The following is a 19,074-nucleotide window of genomic DNA, read 5'->3' as shown; positions in this document are numbered from 1 at the left end:
CGATGTGGACGACTGCGACAACGCACGCCTGACCGAGGGGCCGGCCGGCCCCTCGGTCAGACTGTGGTCGGGCGGTGCGGGCGGACTCTCGTTAGCCCGAGTACCAACTGGTGTGCCAGTCCGGCAGGTTGTTGCGCGAAACCGTGCCGCGGGCCTTGTAGATCTCGGAGTGCCGACCGCTTTCGACGGTTCCCCTGTTGCCGTCGTTGTCGGACGGACCGTTCGGGCCGTTCTTGTTCCACAGCGTCAGCTTCGTACCCGAGTGGGCCACGCGGTAGTACTCCGCCTTCACCCAGTGGCTGGAACCCGTGTCCTTGAGGTTCATGATCGAGCGGTTGCCCTCGGTCCAGAACCGGAGCTCGCCGCTGTAGGAGTGCGGGCCGATCTCGTACGCGAAGGCGGGCGTGGCCGTGCTCAGGGCCAGGGCGGCGATGGCCCCGACCCCCAGCCGCCGTGCAACTCTGACGTTCACTGGAATGCGTCCCCTCGTCCGGCGGAGTTCCCCGACCGCGACGAGCGGCCGGGACGGAACCGCACGGGAGTTGGCTGTGCGGTTCCTGTGACTCCCAGCCTGCTCCGGGGCGACCGACCGGAGAATCCACCTGTTGGGGGGTATGTCCACGCCCCCCGCACCACCGGGGGGGGCTCCGGCTTACTTCAGCCCCGCCTCCGCGCACGCGTCCGCGTACTTGGCGGTGCAGATGTCGCTGACCTTGTAGAACTCGTCCGCGATGACCGTGTCCTCGATGTTGTCCTTGGTGAGGGCGACGACGGGGACGAGCTGGGCGGGGATGCCCTTGTGGGTGGGGCTGTCGACCTTGTCGCGGGCGAGCGCCTCGAACTGGATGTCGCGGCCCTGGACCCGGGCGACGGCCATCTCCGCGGCGTTCGCGGCCTCCTGCGGGTAGGACTTGTACACGCTCATGTACTGCTCGCCGGTGACGATCCGCTGGACGGCGGAGAGTTCGGCGTCCTGACCGGTGATCGGGGGGAGGTCCGTTACGCCCGCGTCCTCGAGGGCCTTGATGATGCCGCCGGCCATGCCGTCGTTGGCGGAGTAGACGCCCGCAATGTTCTTCTTGCCGATCTTCTCGATCGCCTCGGTCATGTTCGCCTCGGCGTTCTCCGGCTTCCAGTCCTTGGTGTCGAAGGACTGGGCGATCGTCACCTTGCCGTTCAGCTCGGACAGCGCGCCCGCCTTGAACTGCTTGGCGTTCGGGTCGGTCGACGAGCCGTTCATCATGACGATCTTGTCGGAGCCGGACGGGTCGCCGCCGAGCGCCTCGATGAGGGAGCGGCCCTGGACCTCGCCGACCAGCTCGTTGTCGAAGGAGATGTAGGCGTCGATCGGGCCCTCGGCCAGCCGGTCGTAGGCGATGACGGGGATGCCGGCGTCCTTCGCCTTCTGCACGCCGTCCGCGATGGCGTGCGCGTCGACCGCGTCCAGCACGATGACGTCGACCTTGTCGTTGATCATCTGCTGCATCTGATCGGCCTGCTTGGTGGCGCTGGCCTCGGCGTTGGCGTACTTGACGTTGCCCTCGTCGCGCGTGAGCTCGCCGACCTTGGCCTTGAAGAAGGGGTAGTCGAACTGCTCGTAGCGGGTGTTCTCCTTCTCCGGCAGCAGCAACCCGATGGTGATGTCGTTGCCCTGGGTCGGGCTCGCGTCGTCGCTGCTCTCCGATGCGCCCAGCACACCGCAGGAGGCCAGCGAGAGGGTCATCAGGGACGCGGCCACGGATATGGCGATACGACGGGCACGGCTACTCACTGCGCTTGCCTTCCGACACACGGGTGTGGTGGACGAACCGGGTGGACCCGGGTGAACCGGGTGACTCCAGTGCCCCCCGGGGCCCCGGTTTCGCCCGGTGAAGGAAGCCAACGCTGTCTTCACCAAATCGTCAAGAAGTACTAGACCAATGAGACAGCACCGTTGTGAACCAGCCCCGGGGGACGCGGCGGTCCTCCGGGGCTGACGATGCCTTCTTCCCTTGTGCCGTACGGCGGCCCGGGTCAGTCCGGGGACTGTCCGTGGCGCTTGGGACGCCAGACCACCAACGCGCTGGTCTGCTGTACCTCTTGGTAGGGGACCAGGTCACGGCGGTAGGAGGCGTGCACGGCGGCCTCGCGCTGGCGCATCGCCGTGGCCGCGCCGTCGAGCGCGGCGGCCAGCTCCGCCGCCCGCGCCTGGAGCGCGGCGACCTGGTTCTCCAGCTCGATGATGCGCTTGATTCCGGCCAGGTTGATGCCCTCGTCCTGCGACAACTGCTGGACCTGCCGGAGCAGTTCGATGTCGCGGGCCGAGTAGCGCCGGCCGCGGCCCGCCGTGCGGTCGGGGGAGACCAGGCCGAGACGGTCGTACTGCCGCAGGGTCTGCGGGTGCAGTCCGGAGAGCTGGGCCGCCACCGAGATGACGTAGACCGGGGTGTCCTCGGTCAGTTCGTACGGGTTGCGTCGACGACCGTCCATTCCCGTCAAGCTCCCTTCGCGGCCTGGAACAACTCCGCCCGCGGATCCTCGTCCGCGGTCGCCTCGCGATACGCCTCGAGCGCGTCACGAGCCTTCCCCGTCAGGTCCTTCGGAACACTCACCTCCACGGTGACCAGGAGGTCGCCGCGGGTGCCGTCCTTGCGGACCGCGCCCTTGCCGCGGGCCCGCATGGTGCGGCCGCCCGGCGTGCCGGCCGGCAGCTTCAGCGTGACCGGCGGACCGCCCAGGGTCGGGACCCGGACCTCGCCGCCGAGGGCCGCCTCGGCGTAGGTGACCGGGACGGTGACGGTGAGGTTGTCGCCCCGGCGGCCGAAGACGGGGTGTTCCTTGACGTGCACGACCACGTACAGGTCGCCCGCCGGGCCGCCCCGCTCGCCGGGCGTGCCCTTGCCGCGCAGCCGGATGCGCTGCCCGTCCGAGACCCCGGCGGGGATACGGACCTGCATCGTCCGCGAGGACTTGGCGCGTCCGGAGCCCTTGCAGACGTCGCAGGGGTCCTCGGCGATCAGGCCGCGGCCCTTGCAGTCGGGGCACGGGTCGGTCAGCGAGAAGCCACCGCCCGAGCCGCGGGCGACCTGCCCGGTGCCGACGCAGGTCGGGCACACGCGGGGCGTGCCGTTCTTGTCGCCGGTGCCGGAACAGGCCTTGCAGGGTGCCTGCGAGGACATCCTGAGGGGCACGGTCGCGCCCTCGATGGCCTCGATGAAGCTCAGGGTGACCTCGGACTCAATGTCCTGCCCGCGCCGCGGCTGCGTGCGCGTGCCGGCGCCCGGTGAGCCTCCGGTGCGGTTGAACAGGCCGCCGAAGACGTCCCCGAGGCCGCCGCCGAAGCCGCCGGCGCCACCCTGGCCGCCGCCCTGGGCGCCGCCTCCGAAGAGGTCGCCCAGGTCGAAGTTGAAGGTGCCGCCGCCGCCCGCGCCCGGCCCCGGACGGAAACCGCCGTTGCCGAAGAGGCTGCGGGCCTCGTCGTACTCCTTGCGCTTCTTGGGGTCACCGAGGATGTCGTTGGCCTCGGAGATCTCCTTGAAGCGCTCCTCCGCCTTGACGTTCCCCTTGTTGGCGTCCGGGTGGTTCTCGCGGGCGAGTTTCCGGTACGCCTTCTTGATCTCGGCCTCGGTGGCGTCCTTGGGGACGCCGAGAACCTTGTAGTAGTCCTTCTCGATGAAGTCCTTCGTGCTCATCCCCGACGTCCCTCCTCTCGCGCCCTGCGTGTCACTTCGAGCTCAGCCCTCGTCCGGGCCACCGCTCTCCTTGGTCCCGGCGCCGTCCTCCGCGTCGGAGCCGTCCTGCCCCTCGGAGCCGGACTCCGCCGGCTTGACCGTCTGGGCGCCCGGCTGCGGCTCGGCGACCGCCACCCGCGCGGGGCGGATGGTGCGTTCGCCGATCCGGTACCCGGGCTGCAGGATCGCCACGCAGGTCGTCTCGGTGACGTCCGGTGCGTAGGAGTGCATCAGGGCCTCGTGGATCGTCGGGTCGAAGGGCTCGCCCTCCTTGCCGAACTGCTGGAGGCCCATCTTGGCGATGACCGTCTCCAGCGAGTCCGCGACCGACTTGAAGCCGCCGACCAGTTCGCCGTGCTCCTTGGCGCGGCCGATGTCGTCGAGTACGGGAAGCAGCTCGGACAGGAGGTTCGCCACGGCGATCTCCTTGACCGCGACGCGGTCCCGCTCGACCCGGCGACGGTAGTTCTGGTACTCGGCCTGGAGGCGCTGGAGGTCCGCCGTACGCTCGCCGAGCGCCGTGCGTGCCTGGTCCAGCTGGGCCAGCAGGCCCGCGTTCTCACTTGCGTCCCCGGCCGGGGCCGCCCCCTCTTCGGAGGCGGCCTGCGGCTCGGCGGCGTCAGGGGTGGCGCCAGAGGGGACGTCGGGCTTCTCGTCGAAGCCCGGGGTCTCCTCGGTCACGCCGCACCGTCCTTGCGCTCGTCGTCCACGATCTCGGCGTCGACGACGTCGTCGTCGGCCTTGTCACCGGAAGCGGCACCCGCGTCGGCGCCCGGGGCCTCGCCGCCGGCGGCCTGCGCGCCCTGGGCGTCGGCGTACATGGCCTGGCCCAGCTTCTGCGAGACGGCGGCGACCTTCTCGGTGGCGGTGCGGATCTCGGCCGTGTCCTCGCCCTTGAGCTTCTCCTTCAGCTCGGCGACGGCACCCTCGACCTCGGTCTTCACCTCGCCGGGGACCTTGTCCTCGTTGTCCTTGAGGAACTTCTCCGTCTGGTAGACGAGCTGCTCGCCCTGGTTGCGGGACTCGGCGGCCTCGCGGCGGGCGTGGTCCTCCTCCGCGTACTTCTCGGCCTCCTGGCGCATCCGGTCGACCTCGTCCTTCGGCAGCGAGGAGCCGCCGGTGACGGTCATCTTCTGCTCCTTGCCCGTGCCCAGGTCCTTCGCGGTCACGTGCATGATGCCGTTGGCGTCGATGTCGAAGGCGACCTCGATCTGCGGGACGCCGCGGGGCGCCGGCGGCAGACCGGTCAGCTCGAACATCCCGAGCTTCTTGTTGTACGCCGCGATCTCGCGCTCGCCCTGGTAGACCTGGATCTGCACGGAGGGCTGGTTGTCCTCGGCGGTGGTGAAGATCTCCGAGCGCTTGGTCGGGATCGTCGTGTTCCGCTCGATCAGCTTGGTCATGATGCCGCCCTTGGTCTCGATGCCGAGGGACAGCGGGGTGACGTCGAGCAGCAGGACGTCCTTGACCTCGCCCTTGAGGACACCGGCCTGAAGGGCGGCGCCGATGGCGACGACCTCGTCCGGGTTGACACCCTTGTTGGCGTCCTTGCCGCCGGTCAGCTCCTTGACGAGCTCGGCGACGGCGGGCATACGGGTGGAGCCGCCGACGAGAACGACGTGGTCGATCTCGGACAGCTGGATGCCGGCGTCCTTGATGACGTTGTGGAACGGCGTCTTGCAGCGCTCCAGCAGGTCGGAGGTCAGCTGCTGGAACTGGGCGCGGGTGAGCTTCTCGTCCAGGTGCAGCGGGCCCTCGGCGGACGCCGTGATGTAGGGGAGGTTGATCGAGGTCTCGGTGGACGAGGACAGCTCGATCTTGGCCTTCTCGGCGGCCTCGCGCAGGCGCTGGAGGGCCATCTTGTCCTTGCCGAGGTCCACGCCGTGGCCGGACTGGAACTGCTTGACCAGGTAGTCGACGACGCGCTGGTCCCAGTCGTCGCCACCGAGGTTGTTGTCACCGTTGGTGGCCTTCACCTCGACGACGCCGTCGCCGATCTCGAGCAGCGAGACGTCGAACGTACCGCCACCGAGGTCGAAGACCAGGATGACCTGCTCGTCCTTGTCGAGGCCGTACGCCAGCGCGGCGGCGGTGGGCTCGTTGACAATGCGCAGGACGTTGAGGCCCGCGATCTCACCGGCCTCCTTGGTGGCCTGGCGCTCGGCGTCGTTGAAGTACGCCGGGACGGTGATGACCGCGTCGGTCACCTTCTCGCCCAGGTAGGACTCGGCGTCCCGCTTCAGCTTCTGCAGCACGAAGGCGCTGATCTGCTGCGGGTTGAAGTCCTTGCCGTCCAGGTTGACCTTCCAGTCGGTGCCCATGTGGCGCTTGACCGAGCGGATGGTCCTGTCGACGTTCGTGACCGCCTGGCGCTTGGCGACCTCGCCGACGAGCACCTCACCGTTCTTGGCGAAGGCGACGACGGACGGCGTGGTCCTGGCGCCCTCGGCGTTGGTGATGACGGTGGGCTCGCCGCCCTCCAGAACGCTGACGACGGAGTTAGTCGTGCCCAGGTCGATGCCGACCGCACGTGCCATGGTGAATAACCTCCAGCTGACTTGAGTGGAACAGGCTCAAGTGTGCATGACGCCCGGCACTGGGTCAACAGAGGTGAGCGGAGCAGACTCAACTCTTATCCGTTCCTTACGCGCAATGACGCGCTGACCTGCATGTTCTCGCCCCGGCCGGTCCGACGAAGCGGAAAAATCGCCCCACGGAAGGACGCGCCGCCCGGGACTCCGGTTGCCCGGAGCGGCGCCGGTGACTCCTCGCGCCGCCGGCGGGGTCAGGGTTGCCTCAGCGACGCAGATCACCGCACGTCCGACTACAGTGCGGCGGAGGATGGGGGTAGTCTCGGACGGACTGCATAAGTTACCGCTTAGTAATACCGAGTACCACCGAATCCCACCGCCCCCCTCGTAACCTCGCAGGCCCGAGGAGCCCCAAATGCAACTCGCCGCGATCATCGTGTCGCTGGTCCTGATCGTGGTCGGCGTCGCACTGTTCGGCCGCGCCGTCCTGCAGATCGTCACCTACATGCGGCTGGGACAGCCGGTGCCGGCCGGAACGCGGACCAACGACCCCGTGGACCGCACCGTCACCGTGGTCAGGGAGTTCCTCGGCCACACCCGGATGAACCGCTGGGGCATCGTCGGTGTGGCGCACTGGTTCGTCGCGGTGGGCTTCTTCTCCCTGCTGCTGACCATCGTCAACGCCATCGGCCAGCTCTTCCAGGCCGACTGGATCCTGCCGGTCATCGGCGACTGGGCGCCGTACAACGTCTTCGTCGAGTTCATCGGCACGATGACGGTGCTCGGCATCCTGGTGCTCATCGGCATCCGGCAGCTGTCCCACCCGCGCAAGCCGGGCCGCAAGTCCCGCTTCGCCGGCTCCAACTTCGGCCAGGCGTACTTCGTCGAGGCCGTCATCCTCATCGTCGGCGTCTGCATCTTCATGCTGCACGCGCTGGAGGGCGCCCTCCACCACGTCGACGGCTACGAGGCCTCGTTCTTCATCTCGTACCCGGTCGTCTCGGCGCTGCGGGACGCGGACCTCGGCACGCTCCAAAACCTCGTCTACTTCTTCGCCGCGCTGAAGATCGCGACCTCCTTCATCTGGATGATCACGGTCGCGCTGAAGACCGACATGGGCGTCGCCTGGCACCGCTTCCTGGCCTTCCCGAACATCTGGTTCAAGCGCGACGCCAAGGGCGGCACCGCGCTCGGCGCCCTGCTGCCGATGACCTCGGGCGGCAAGCCGATCGACTTCACCGACCCGGGCGACGACGACGTCTTCGGCGTCTCCCAGGTCGAGCAGTTCTCCTGGAAGGGCCTGCTCGACTTCTCCACCTGCACCGAGTGCGGCCGCTGCCAGTCGCAGTGCCCCGCCTGGAACACCGGCAAGCCGCTCTCCCCCAAGCTCCTGATCATGTCCCTGCGCGACCACGCGCACGCCAAGGCCCCCTACCTGCTGGCCGGCGGCGGCAAGACGATGGAGGGCGAGGAGAAGGCGTCCGAGGAGCAGCTGGCGGGTGTGCCCGCGGCGGCGCTGGCCGAGGCCGAGCGCCCGCTGATCGGCACCCTCGAGGAGCAGGGCGTCATCGACCCGGACGTCCTGTGGTCCTGCACCACCTGCGGTGCCTGCGTCGAGCAGTGCCCGGTCGACATCGAGCACGTCGACCACATCGTCGACATGCGCCGCTACCAGGTCATGATCGAGTCGGCGTTCCCGTCCGAGGCGGGCACGATGCTCAAGAACCTGGAGAAGAAGGGCAACCCCTGGGGCCTGGCCAAGAAGCAGCGCCTGGAGTGGCTCAAGGAGCTGGACTTCGAGGTCCCGGTCGTCGGCAAGGACATCGAGGACCTCACCGAGGTCGAGTACCTGTACTGGGTCGGCTGCGCCGGCGCCCTGGAGGACCGCGCCAAGAAGACCACCAAGGCCTTCGCCGAGCTGCTCCACATCGCGGGCGTCAAGTTCGCGATCATGGGCGGCGACGAGAAGTGCACCGGCGACTCCGCCCGCCGCCTCGGCAACGAGCCCCTGTTCCAGGAACTCGGCATGGAGAACGTCATGTCCCTCAACGCCGCCTTCGGCGAGGAGATGGACGACGACGGCAAGGTCACCGAGGAGTCGAAGAAGCCGAAGTCGGCGAAGAAGATCGTCGCCACCTGCCCGCACTGCCTCAACACCCTCGGCAACGAGTACCCCCAGCTCGGCGGCGACTACGAGGTCATCCACCACACCCAGCTGCTCCAGCACCTGGTCGACGAGGGCAAGCTGCTCCCGGTCACCCCGGTCGAGGGCATCATCACCTACCACGACCCCTGCTACCTGGGCCGCCACAACAAGATCTACACCCCGCCGCGCGAGATCATCGCCGCCGTCCCGGGCGTCCGGAACGAGGAGATGCACCGCCACAAGGAGCGCGGCTTCTGCTGCGGCGCCGGCGGCGCGCGGATGTGGATGGAGGAGCGGATCGGCAAGCGCATCAACAACGAGCGCGTCGACGAGGCCCTGTCGGTCAACCCCGACATCGTCTCGACCGCCTGCCCCTTCTGCCTCGTCATGCTCACCGACTCGGTCAACGGCAAGAAGAACGACGGCAAGGCCAAGGAGTCCATCCAGGTCGTCGACGTCGCCCAGCTCCTGCTGGACTCCGTCAAGACCCCGGCCGACCCGACCGGCGAGCCGGAGCCGGAGAACGAGCCGACGCCGGAGCCGGTGAAGTAGCCGCCCTCCGGCCGCGTTCTCGACCGACACCCCCGGGTTCCGTACGAACCCGGGGGTGTCGTCGCGTGTCGAACACGTGCATCATTACCCGGTCGTTGTCGGTGAGGGTGATACGGGTCGATACGGACGAGGTGAACGGTGCGCCTGCGAAGACACACTGTGACCGGCGCAGCCGCCTGCTGTGCGGTGCTGCTGCTCGCCGCCTGCGGCCACGGCCCGGCACACGCCACCAAGGACGCCTCCGCGACCCCCGTACGCGCCGCCCAGGCCCCCGCCCCGCTCCCCGTCCCGCGCGGCCGGGGCAGCGAGGTCCCCGACGACTTCAACGGGGACGGCCACCGCGACCTGGTCCTCGACACCCTGGTCACGGCGGAGAGCCACGCGGACGACGCCGGCATCGGCATCGTCTACGGCTCGCCCCGCGGACTGGTGCCGGAAGCCCGGCAGTTACTCACCCCCGCCAAGCACGCGGCGCCGGTGGACGGCCGGTCGCCGGCCGTCTTCGAGGCGGAGGCCGCCTGCGACCTGGACGGCGACGGCTTCACCGACCTGGTGGTCACCACCGACCCGCCCTACGACGGCCAGGGCCGCCCCCCGGTCCCCCTCCAGCTCCTCTTCGGCTCCCCGGCCGGACTGGCCGGCCGCGCCGTCCCGCTGACCGTGCCCGACCGGGCCCGGTACGGCAACGACTGGCCCGAGCGCCCGGTGTGCGGCGACTTCGACGGCGACGGCGCCGAGGACCTCGTCCTCCACGCCTCGACCGGCCGCCTCAGCCACCTGCGCGGCCCCTTCACCCGCGAGGGCGACCCGCACGCGGCCGCCACGCCCCTCCCCTCCCCCGGCGAGGCACCCACCGGCCCCGCCGCCGACGTGAACCGCGACGGTTACGACGACCTGGTCGTCCGCGCCTCGGCGGGCCCCGGCAAGGCCGCCGTCGTCCTCGGCGGCCCCGACGGCCCGAACCGCACCGGGACCACCCTGCCCACCGGCGTCGACGTCGCCCTCGGCGCCTTCGGCGGGGGCAAGGCACTGGACGCGGCCGTGGGCACCCTGGACGGCACCGCGCTGCGCTACGACCTGCCCACCGGCGACGGGGGTACCGCCCGCGCGTCGAGCAGTGAGCGAGCCACCCTCGACACCCCCGGCACGATGCTGGACGCCGCCGACTTCGACGGCGACGGCCTGAGCGAGCTGGTCTCCAGCGGCTCCGGAGTACGTGTGTATCCCGGCCGCGGGACGGGCCCCACGACGCGGGACGCGGTCACGGTCCGGCCCTCGTCGTCGGGCACGACACGGGTGCTGACGGCAGGCGACTTCGACGGCGACGGCCTGGCGGACCTGGTGCTGCGGACGTACCACGGCGACACCGAGGACACCGTCGAGGTCCACCGGGGCACGGCGAAGGGCGTCGTGACGGCACGGGCCGCGGTGACGTTCTCGACGTCGCAGTTCCTGACCCCGTAGGGGACGGCGGGCGGACGTGCGGTTCCCGCCGGCCGGGCCTCGGGGAGGCCTCGGGGACCCCCCGTAAGGGATGTCACAGCTCGGCAGCAAAGGACCCCCGAACGGCCGGGCCCCGCACGTCACTCTCCGGGACCAGGTACGTTCGAAGGCGTGGCTGGATTCAGGATCGGACGCGGCCGGGACAACGGCGCTCCAAACGCGCGACCGCAACGCCCTCCGTACGGACAGCAGGCGCCCCAGGGACCGTCGTACGGCGGACCCGCGGCGCCTCGGCAGCCGTACCCGCAGCCGCCGTACGGAGGTGGCGCCCCCGGCCCGGCCCCCGGCGGATCCCCGTGGCCGCAGGCCCACGGCGGCGGCCCAGGCGGCCACGCCGGTGCCCACGGCGAGCCGGAGTACTTCGGCGACGGCGGCTACGGACCCGGCGGGCACGGGCAGCCCCAGCAGGCCCCGTACGACCCGTACGCGGCCAACAACCCGGGCCACACCCAGGCGTTCACGGTCGACGACCCCTACAACCAGGGCGACACCTACCGCGCCGGTTCCGCCCCCGCGCCCGGCCCGGTCGGCCCCCGCCTGCACTGGAAGGACCTGCTGAAGGGCATCGTCCTCGCGCCCAACCAGACCTTCCTCCAGATGCGGGACTACGCGATGTGGGTCCCCGCCCTCATCGTGACGTTCCTCTACGGCCTGCTGGCGGTCTTCGGCTTCGACGGCGCCCGCGAGGAAGCGATCAACGCCACCCTCTCCAACGCCATCCCGATCGTCCTGACCACGGCGGTGGCGCTGGTGCTGAGCGCCTTCGTCCTGGGCGTGGTCACCCACACCCTGGCCCGCCAGCTCGGCGGCGACGGCGCCTGGCAGCCGACGGTCGGCCTCTCCATGCTGATCATGTCCCTCACGGACGCCCCGCGCCTGGTCGTCGCGATGTTCGCCGGCGGCGACGCGCCCTTCGTCCAGATCCTCGGCTGGGCCACCTGGGTCGCGGCCGGCGCCCTCCTCACCCTGATGGTCGGCCGCTCCCACGACCTGCCCTGGCCGAAGGCGCTGGGCGCGTCCGCGATCCAGCTGATCGCCCTGCTGTCGATCGTGAAGCTGGGCACCTTCTAGTCCCCGGACATGTGGAAGGGCCCCGGCGTGCAGGTCACGCCGGGGCCCTTCGCGTCACGTCGTCGCTGTCCGTCGGTCCGCCCGGTCAGGCGTCGAGCACCTGCCCCTCCCGCCGCACGACGGGAGGCAGCACGGACCACGGGAAGTTGATCCACTCATCGGTCCGCTTCCACACGTACTCGCACTGGACGAGAGAGTGCGACTTCTCATAGATCACCGCGCTGCGGACCTCGGCGACCGTGTCGAGGCAGAAGTCCCGCACCAGCTTGAGCGTCTTGCCGGTGTCGGCGACGTCGTCGGTGATCAGGACCTTCTTGTCGGAGAAGTCGATGACGTTCGGGACCGGCGCGAGCATGACGGGCATGTCGAGGGTGGTGCCGACGCCCGTGTAGAACTCGACGTTCACGAGGTGGATGTTCTTGCAGTCGAGCGCGTACGCGAGCCCGCCCGCGACGAAGACACCGCCGCGCGCGATGGACAGCACTATGTCCGGCTCGTAGCCGTCGTCGGCGACGGCCTGCGCCAGCTCGCGCACGGCGACGCCGAACTGCTCGTAGGTCAGATTCTCCCGAACATCACTCATGCGTGCGTCCCGCCTGCGTTCTCGCCGCTCATACCGCAGCTCATACCTGGGTCCGATGGAAATTGAGGTAGGACCGGGAGGCCGTCGGCCCCCGCTGTCCCTGGTAACGGGACCCGTAGCGCTCGCTCCCGTACGGGTGCTCGGCCGGCGAGGTGAGCCGGAACATGCACAGCTGCCCGATCTTCATCCCCGGCCACAGCTTGATGGGCAGGGTCGCGAGATTGCTCAGCTCCAGCGTCACGTGCCCCGAGAAGCCCGGGTCGATGAACCCGGCGGTGGAGTGCGTGACGAGGCCGAGCCGACCGAGCGAACTCTTGCCCTCGAGCCGCGAGGCGAGGTCGTCCGGAAGGCTGACGACCTCGTACGTACTGGCCAGCACGAACTCACCGGGGTGCAGGATGAACGGCTCGTCGCCCTCCGGCTCCACGAGCCGGGTCAGATCCACCTGCTCGACGGAGGGGTCGATGTGCGGGTACCGGTGATTCTCGAACACCCGGAAGTAGCGGTCGAGGCGCACGTCGATGCTCGACGGCTGCACCATGGAGTCGTCGAACGGATCGATCCGCACCCGACCGGCGTCGATCTCGGCCCGGATGTCCTTATCTGAGAGAAGCACGCACCGAGGATACGCAAGGCGCGCGGAGCAACGACAACCGCCGCCACGCCACGCGCCCGAACCACTCTGCGTCTGTGCTACCGCGCTACCGCATCTCCGCGGCCGCGTCTGTGCTACCGCCTCTCCGCTACCGCTTCTGAGCAGCACCCACGGGCACGGCACTCCGCAGCCGCGCACACCGCGGACATCGGACGAGCCGACCGGGGCCGAGTCGCTCGGCCTGCTGCATCGGGAACGAGGTGGCGGTGAATACGTGCCCATCGGCACAGCGGACGACGGTGCGCTCCATCAAGTCCTTCAAGTCCCTTCCCCAAGAGCCGCGTCTGGCTTACTACCCTGACGACAAAAGCCACAGTACGGGATGAAAGAGACGACTCTCCAGGCGGCACTCCGCCCTCGCACACACCCTCTTCAGGGCCCCCACGGTACGCCCCAACCCCGAGCCCCCGCAGCCGCATCCACCCCCCGGAACGACCAACGGCCCCACGGGCGCGAACACCGGGGACCGGGCATGGGGTAGAGTGAGCGAGCGTCCAGACACCGGCCGTGGTCGGCGTCTTACGCGGGTGTAGTTTAATGGTAGAACATCAGCTTCCCAAGCTGAGAGCGCGAGTTCGATTCTCGTCACCCGCTCCATATGAAACCCCAGGCCGACGGCCTGGGGTTCCTTGCTCGGTAGGCCCCGCTCGGCCTCGGACCGTCAGCCTCCGGGCCTCCCTCGACGGGTTCACCTCGCCGACTCGGCAGTACGGTGAACCCGTGACCTCCTTACCGGAAGAATCGCCGTCGCTGATCGGTGAAGACGACCGCGAGGCAGCCGTGCGACGCCTGCAGGAGGCGTACGCGGAAGGACTCATCGCACACGAGGTGTTGGACGAGCGCCTTCACCAGGTGCTCAGCGCCAGGACGCGAAGCGAAATCGCGTCCGTTCTGGTCTCGCTTCCGGAGGAGCAACCGGCAAGCACGGCCACCATCGCCGCCGCCGGTGGACGGATCAAGCGACGTGGCGCGTGGCGGGTGCCCCGCTTCCTCGAGGTCGAGTCGGCCTATGGAAAGGTGCGCCTGGACCTGTCCCGGGCGATCATCGAGCACCCGGTCGTCGACATCGAGCTGCAACTGGGAACCGGCGGGGCCAGAATCACCGTGCCTCGTGACGCGGTGGTCGACGTCGAAGGCTTGAGCACGGGATGGAAGGACCTGCGCTACAAGGCCCCGCGGCGTACCCGGCGAGGGGGGCCGACGATTCGAATCTCCGGAGCCATGGGATACGGACGCCTGAAAGTCCGCCACGCCCTGCGTTAGGGCCCATCCGGTGCTCAGGTCCCGGGCCTGCCGCAGGCGCAGCACCGGCGCCTGTCCGACGGGTCGGGTCCCTGGCACGGTGTCAGTGGGCTGGGTTACGTTCGCCGGTCATGGACTCGGAATCTCTGCTGCAGCACCTGAGCGACGAACTCGACGCCTTCCGCGCATGCCTCGATGGTGATCTGTCTGTGCCCGTCGAGCACTGCGGCGAGTGGACACTCCGTGATCTGGCCGAGCACCTGGGCAGTTCGAACCTGTGGGCGGCAGCCGCTGTTACCGAACAACACGGCAAGCACGAGGCCACCTCGGCTCCGCGCGATCCCGAAGAGTTTCTGCGGTGGTTCGAGGAGAGTTCAGCGACCTTGCTCAAGGTCCTCCGCACTGACCCGAATACGCGCGCCTGGACGTTCCACCCGCCCCACACAGTGGGCTTCTGGCAGCGACGCCGTGCGCTGGAGGCACTGGTTCACCGCTGGGATGCCGAGAACGCGCTGGGCATCTGCCGATCGCTGGACCCGATCCTGGCCGGCGAAGGCGTGGCCGAAGTCTTCGACGCGATGGCACCAAGGCAGATAGCCCGGGGACGGGCACAGCACCCGCAGAGCGCCCTGCGTCTGCACGCGGCGGACACCGGGGCATCCTGGGTGTACGGCCCCGGCACTGCCGTGGCCACGCTCACCGCGACAGCAGAACGAATAGTGCTGCTCCTGTGGGGGCGGATGAGCAGTTCGGACGCCGCCTTCCACTGGACCGGCGACCGGGAGGCCGGGCTGCGCATCCTGGCCGGCCCGTTGACGCCCTGACACCGTGCAGGAGCGAGCCGAACCTCCTCGCACGACTCGCGAAACGATCGGTCTCGGCCCCTGCACCGGCTCATCGAAACAGACAGGATTCTCCATCGTGAGACCGCTCGCCTGCGCTCGGGGAGGAGGAAGTCGGGCAGGTATACGGTGCGCTTGCCCGCTCGCGGCTCGGGATCCCCGGTGGCCCTCCTGCCGTTGGTCGGCTCTGGTGGCGCAGGCGTGATCCGCAGGGAGCATTCGTCGGGATCAGCACTGCGACGGCGCAGCTCGGCCAGTTCCTCACAAGCTCGCCACGAACTATCGGGCCGCACTCCATGTCGCAGCCGTCTCCCTCCGGCTCACACCGTGATGCATCAGCCACCAGTGCCCAGGCCGCCGGCGACAACCAGTTCGCGACTGGTGAACTCGCCTGTGAGCATGGGCATCGCGGCAGCGATCGCTTCCTTGGCTTCGGGCAGCCGCAGAGACGCGTCGTGGTGGTCCTTCGATTCGAAAACCTCCGTGACCACGATCGTGTCCGGCTCATCGTTGGCCAGGCCCACCACGTAGCTTCTGCAGCCAAGCTCGCGGAGACTGTCGGCCCCGGAGAGCAGGATCGCAACCACGTCGTCGCGCTTGCCGGGCTGGGTCCTCATCGAACCGATGTAGCCATAGGCCATGTCCATGCCGCCTTCGTCGGAGCCGCTGGTACGCGGCACCATCATGGCCACCCCTTCGGACGACGCAACCGGCACCCTGCCGCACGGGAACGGGAGACACGAGGCGGCTGTCCACGCTTGCCTCAGGCTGTCGGGTCCCAGAGCCCGCCGGCTTCGCCGCGCGCAAGGTGCTCGGCGTAGACGCCGACCTTCCAAGTGATGACGGATCGGCACTCCTCCAGTGCCTGGATCTGTGCATCGACGCGCTGTCGATGGGCGTCGAGCAGACGCAGGCGTTCTGCCTCGTTGCCCGGCCCGTGACGTACCAGCTCGGCGAAGTGCTTGAGGTCGGCGAGCGGCATGCCGGATTCGCGGAGCTTGACGCAGATCAGCAGCCAGTCGACGTCGAAAGAGGTGTAGCGCCGTCTGCCGCCCGACGTGCGCCGGACGGGCCCGACGAGCAGGCCCTCGCGCTCGTAGAAGCGCAGAGCGTGCACGCTCAGTCCGGTCCGCTCGGCCACCTCACCGATGCTCAGCGGCTGCTCGGCGGCTTCGGTGGTTGTCATGCCGCTCACTCCGGGACTTGATCTAGACCTCGCTCCAGATCGTAGCGTCGGCGGCATGCCACTTACGGATCAGCAGCCGCTCGGCTCGCCCTTCTCCGCTGCCACCACCGCCGAGGACGTCGTGGCCGGCCATGACCTTTCCGGCATGACCGCTGTAGTGACCGGGGGCTACTCCGGGCTCGGCCTGGAGACCGCCCGGGCGCTGGCAACCGCCGGGGCCCGGGTCATCGTTCCCGCCCGCCGCCCCCACGTCGCCCGTGCCGCTCTCCAGGAGGTGAAGGGCAGCGAGGTCATCCCCATGGACCTGACCGACCTCGACAGCGTCCACTCAGCCGCCGCGCACATCGGCAACCGTATCGACCGGCTCGACCTCCTGATGGCCGTGGCCGGCGTCATGGCCACCCCGGAACGGCGCGTTGGGCCCGGCTGGGAGGGCCAGCTCACCGCCAACCACTTCGGACACTTCACCCTCGCCTGCGAGCTCTACCCGCTCCTGGCCGCCGCAGGCGGCGCGCGCGTCGTGGTGAACAGCTCCGCCGGACACACCTTGACCGGCATCCGCTGGCACGATCCGCACTTCCGCACCGGCTACGACCAGTGGCTGGCCTACGGCCAGGCCAAGACCGCCAACGCCCTGTTCGCCGTGCACCTCGACGCCCTCGGGCAAGGCGACGACGTCCGGGCGTTCAGCCTCCACCCCGGCAAGATCATCACCGGGCTCCAGCGGGAGATGACACTCCAGGAGCAGATCGACCGCGGGTGGGTGGACGCGCACGGCAACGTGATCGGCGCGGACTTCAAGACTCCCTCCCAGGGGGCAGCCACCGGCCTGTGGGCCGCCACGTCCCCGCTCCTCGACGGCCGCGGCGGGCTCTACCTGGAGGACTGCGACGTCGCCCGCCTTTCAGCCCCCGGCACCGCCATGGACGACGGCGGCGTACGCACGTACGCCGTCGACTCCGAGGAAGCCGCCCGGTTCTGGGACCTGTCTGTCGCCGTGACCGGCGCCAAGCCGATCACCCGATGAACCCACGCTCTGCAGATGCCGCACTGCCCGCCCAGGGGGGGAGGGGCAGGGCGGTACGGATGGTCACCACTTGGGGAGCCACCCGGGCGAGCCCGGGAATCGAACTGCTTGACCTCGTGATGTCGTTGTGGCGCCATCGCGGCAGGCGTCACAACACGTCGGGTGCACTCTCCTCGGCGGGGTTCCTGGATGCCGGGCGATCCGGACCGTCAGCCGGGGCGGCGGCCCGCAGCGCCGCTTCGACGCGGCGGTTGCTGGTCATGGATGCCGTGACGGCCGTCATCGCCAGGAGGAGGCCGGCGGCGGCGTAGAGCGGGGTGCGGATGTCGTGGGTGGTGGCGAGCCAGCCGCCGAGGAAGGCCCCGATGGGGGCGGCGCACATGGCCAGCATGCGGGAGGTGGAGGCGGCCCGGCCCATGAGGTGGGCCGGGACGATTGCCTGCCGGAGGGAGGGGCCGAGCACCATCGTGGCGCCCATGCCGGCTCCGCAGGCGGCGAGCGCCAGCCCGGCCACGTACGGGTTCGGGGCAGCGGCCAGGGCCAGGACGGCAAGCCCTTCGAGGGCTGCTGTGCAGGTCAGTGCGGTGCCGGTGCCGAGTCGTCGGCCGAGGTGGGAGGCGATGCCTGCCCCGAGCAGGCCGCCGGTGGCCTCCGCTGTGAGGAGCAGGCCGAAGCCGTAGGTGTCGATGCCGAGGCGGTCGTGGGCGAAGAGGGCGAGGACGGTCTCCACGGCGAAGGCGATGTTCCCGACCGCGGGGCGGAGCGCCAGGCCGAGCAGCAGCCGGTCCCGGAAGACGTACGAGGCCCCGGCCTGCGCCTGCCGGATCAGCGACTCGCGGACCTCCGGCGCGGGCCGGGGCATGGCGGGCAGCGTGCGGACGAGCAGTGCGGAGAGCATGAACGACACCGGGCGGTCGCCCTGGCCCTGGAGGGCCTCGCCGCCGCTCACGCCCTCGCGGACGGCCCCGGGACCGCGGCGCTCCTCCTCGGCGCCGCGTCCGCCGCGCGCGCCGCCACGGGCGCGCCGCTCCCGCCCGCGGAGCGACTGGACGTCGGCCGCACCACCGCCGCGGCGACCGCCGCGCTGGGGGCGGCGGCCTTCGCGGACGCCTTCACGAAGGGGGCGGCGCTGTCGCCGGAGGCGGCACACGCGCGGGCGCGGGCGTCGCGGATCCCGGACGGCCACCGGCAGGCGGCCCGCGGGGCGGATTCGGTGAGCGGTTGACCTGGTTGTTCACCCCGTTGAACAACAGGCCGAACCATCCCGGAAGAACTCGCGCGTCGGTGTCGATCCCGTCGGGTCCCGTTCGACATCTTGATGCAGGACGCATCGCCAGGAACCAACAGGACCGGACGAGGGAACGCATGGACCAGCTACTGCGCGTACAGAATTTCGCCGTCTCGCGCGACGGCGTCGCCGCCGGAGAGGACCAGAGCCTGGAGCGGCCCTTCGGCCGCGACGTCGATCCGGGGCAGCTGCACGGCTGGGCCGTCGCCACGGCGGGCTGGCCGGGCCGCACCGAGCCCGGCGGGAGCCGGGGCCTCGACGACTACTTCACGCGGGACTTCAGCCACAACATCGGCGCCGAGATCATGGGCCGCAACAAGTTCGGGCCCCAGCGCGGCCCGTGGCAGGACCACGAGTGGCAGGGCTGGTGGGGTGACGAGCCGCCGTTCCACACGCCGGTGTTCGTTCTGACCCACCACGCGCGTCCGTCGTTCACGCTCTCCGACACCACGTTCCACTTCGTGGACGGCGAACCCGCCACCGTGCTCGCGCAGGCGCGGGAGGCCGCGCAGGGCAAGGACGTCCGGCTCGGCGGCGGTGTGAGCACCGTCCGGGAGTTCCTCGACGCCGGCCTCGTCGACACCCTGCACGTGGCCGTCGCGCCGGTGACGCTCGGGTCCGGGCTGCGCCTGTGGGACTCGCCCGAGCAGCTGCTGGACCGGTACCACATGGAGGTCGTGCCCAGCCCGAGCGGCGTGACGCACCACCTCTTCTGGCGTCGATGACGGCACGGCGCTG

Annotated in this window: 17 protein-coding genes, 1 tRNA gene and 2 pseudogenes; 8 read left to right on the top strand and 12 right to left on the bottom strand. The window is 69.9% G+C overall.

Annotated features, from left to right (window positions below):
* Positions 1-91: 91 nt before the first annotated feature.
* The 6 genes from Sco07f_RS07250 to dnaK all read right to left on the bottom strand — a co-directional run bounded on the left by Sco07f_RS07250 (position 92) and on the right by dnaK (position 6,247).
* A complete protein-coding gene (locus Sco07f_RS07250; RefSeq protein WP_007451809.1) occupies positions 92-472 on the bottom strand; it encodes a hypothetical protein in 381 nt (126 codons plus the stop codon).
* Between the two features lie 180 nt (positions 473-652).
* The gene (locus Sco07f_RS07245; protein WP_108987293.1) at positions 653-1,771 is read right to left on the bottom strand and encodes a sugar ABC transporter substrate-binding protein; all 1,119 of its coding nucleotides are present in this window, start codon (positions 1,769-1,771) and stop codon (positions 653-655) included.
* 242 nt (positions 1,772-2,013) lie between these two features.
* Positions 2,014-2,469 carry a heat shock protein transcriptional repressor HspR gene (locus Sco07f_RS07240; protein WP_007451804.1) on the bottom strand — a complete coding sequence of 152 codons (456 nt, stop codon included), beginning with the start codon at positions 2,467-2,469 and terminating at the stop codon, positions 2,014-2,016.
* A gap of 5 nt (positions 2,470-2,474) precedes the next feature.
* Complete coding sequence (gene dnaJ, locus Sco07f_RS07235) at positions 2,475-3,671, bottom strand: molecular chaperone DnaJ (protein ID WP_007451802.1); 1,197 nt, start codon at positions 3,669-3,671, stop codon at positions 2,475-2,477.
* Between the two features lie 42 nt (positions 3,672-3,713).
* Entirely contained in the window at positions 3,714-4,391 is a 678-nt protein-coding gene (grpE, locus tag Sco07f_RS07230) for a nucleotide exchange factor GrpE (RefSeq protein ID WP_007451800.1), read from the bottom strand.
* Complete coding sequence (gene dnaK / locus Sco07f_RS07225; RefSeq protein ID WP_007451798.1) at positions 4,388-6,247, bottom strand: molecular chaperone DnaK; 1,860 nt, start codon at positions 6,245-6,247, stop codon at positions 4,388-4,390. The genes grpE and dnaK overlap by 4 nt, the downstream gene beginning before the upstream one ends.
* Positions 6,248-6,656: 409 nt before the next feature.
* Here dnaK and Sco07f_RS07220 point away from each other — a divergent pair, with 409 nt between their 5' ends.
* From Sco07f_RS07220 to Sco07f_RS41075, 3 genes are all read left to right on the top strand, one after another.
* Positions 6,657-8,939 (top strand): heterodisulfide reductase-related iron-sulfur binding cluster, encoded by a 2,283-nt coding sequence (locus Sco07f_RS07220; RefSeq protein ID WP_054103074.1) that lies wholly within the window; start codon positions 6,657-6,659, stop codon positions 8,937-8,939.
* A 159-nt stretch (positions 8,940-9,098) separates the two neighbouring features.
* Positions 9,099-10,403: an FG-GAP repeat domain-containing protein gene (locus tag Sco07f_RS07215; protein ID WP_244941994.1), complete on the top strand. Its 1,305-nt coding sequence runs from the start codon at positions 9,099-9,101 to the stop codon at positions 10,401-10,403.
* 150 nt (positions 10,404-10,553) lie between these two features.
* Positions 10,554-11,513 carry a Yip1 family protein gene (locus tag Sco07f_RS41075; RefSeq protein WP_108987291.1) on the top strand — a complete coding sequence of 320 codons (960 nt, stop codon included), beginning with the start codon at positions 10,554-10,556 and terminating at the stop codon, positions 11,511-11,513.
* Between the two features lie 85 nt (positions 11,514-11,598).
* On the opposite strand, the gene Sco07f_RS07205 is transcribed toward Sco07f_RS41075, so the two are convergent.
* Complete coding sequence (locus Sco07f_RS07205; RefSeq protein ID WP_007453367.1) at positions 11,599-12,096, bottom strand: phosphoribosyltransferase; 498 nt, start codon at positions 12,094-12,096, stop codon at positions 11,599-11,601.
* Positions 12,097-12,136: 40 nt separating this feature from the next.
* Positions 12,137-12,712, bottom strand: coding sequence for a dCTP deaminase (gene dcd / locus Sco07f_RS07200; RefSeq protein WP_007453365.1), 576 nt, complete (start codon positions 12,710-12,712; stop codon positions 12,137-12,139).
* A gap of 562 nt (positions 12,713-13,274) precedes the next feature.
* On the opposite strand from dcd, the gene Sco07f_RS07195 reads away from it, so the two are divergent.
* The 3 genes from Sco07f_RS07195 (at position 13,275) to Sco07f_RS07185 (ending at position 14,817) form a co-directional block, all read left to right on the top strand.
* Positions 13,275-13,348, top strand: a tRNA-Gly gene (locus tag Sco07f_RS07195).
* A gap of 123 nt (positions 13,349-13,471) precedes the next feature.
* Positions 13,472-14,014, top strand: a complete 543-nt coding sequence (locus Sco07f_RS07190) for a DUF1707 SHOCT-like domain-containing protein (RefSeq protein WP_108987290.1) — start codon at positions 13,472-13,474, stop codon at positions 14,012-14,014.
* 110 nt (positions 14,015-14,124) lie between these two features.
* Positions 14,125-14,817: a maleylpyruvate isomerase family mycothiol-dependent enzyme gene (locus Sco07f_RS07185; protein WP_108987289.1), complete on the top strand. Its 693-nt coding sequence runs from the start codon at positions 14,125-14,127 to the stop codon at positions 14,815-14,817.
* 107 nt (positions 14,818-14,924) lie between these two features.
* On the opposite strand, the pseudogene Sco07f_RS41435 reads toward Sco07f_RS07185, so the two are convergent.
* The 3 genes and pseudogenes from Sco07f_RS41435 to Sco07f_RS07170 form a co-directional block, all read right to left on the bottom strand.
* Positions 14,925-15,098 (bottom strand): annotated as a pseudogene (locus Sco07f_RS41435) (tyrosine-type recombinase/integrase); the annotation flags it as partial.
* 72 nt (positions 15,099-15,170) lie between these two features.
* Positions 15,171-15,521 carry a putative quinol monooxygenase gene (locus tag Sco07f_RS07175; RefSeq protein WP_108987424.1) on the bottom strand — a complete coding sequence of 117 codons (351 nt, stop codon included), beginning with the start codon at positions 15,519-15,521 and terminating at the stop codon, positions 15,171-15,173.
* 77 nt (positions 15,522-15,598) lie between these two features.
* A complete protein-coding gene (locus Sco07f_RS07170) occupies positions 15,599-16,021 on the bottom strand; it encodes a MerR family transcriptional regulator (RefSeq protein WP_007453342.1) in 423 nt (140 codons plus the stop codon).
* 55 nt (positions 16,022-16,076) lie between these two features.
* Between Sco07f_RS07170 and Sco07f_RS07165 the strand changes: the two genes are divergently transcribed.
* Complete coding sequence (locus Sco07f_RS07165; protein ID WP_108987288.1) at positions 16,077-17,048, top strand: SDR family NAD(P)-dependent oxidoreductase; 972 nt, start codon at positions 16,077-16,079, stop codon at positions 17,046-17,048.
* 148 nt (positions 17,049-17,196) lie between these two features.
* Here the strand turns inward: Sco07f_RS07165 and Sco07f_RS07160 are convergent.
* Positions 17,197-17,958 (bottom strand): annotated as a pseudogene (locus tag Sco07f_RS07160) (MFS transporter); the annotation flags it as partial.
* Between the two features lie 455 nt (positions 17,959-18,413).
* Between Sco07f_RS07160 and Sco07f_RS07155 the strand changes: the two are divergent.
* Positions 18,414-19,061: a dihydrofolate reductase family protein gene (locus Sco07f_RS07155; RefSeq protein ID WP_007451701.1), complete on the top strand. Its 648-nt coding sequence runs from the start codon at positions 18,414-18,416 to the stop codon at positions 19,059-19,061.
* Positions 19,062-19,074: the final 13 nt, after the last annotated feature.

Origin of the sequence: Streptomyces coelicoflavus (assembly GCF_003112555.1) — a bacterium.
In the GTDB taxonomy this organism is placed as follows: Bacteria; Actinomycetota; Actinomycetes; order Streptomycetales; family Streptomycetaceae; genus Streptomyces; species Streptomyces coelicoflavus.
The sequence above is the reverse complement of the archived record's forward strand: the minus strand, read 5'-3'. Positions and strand labels throughout refer to the sequence as shown.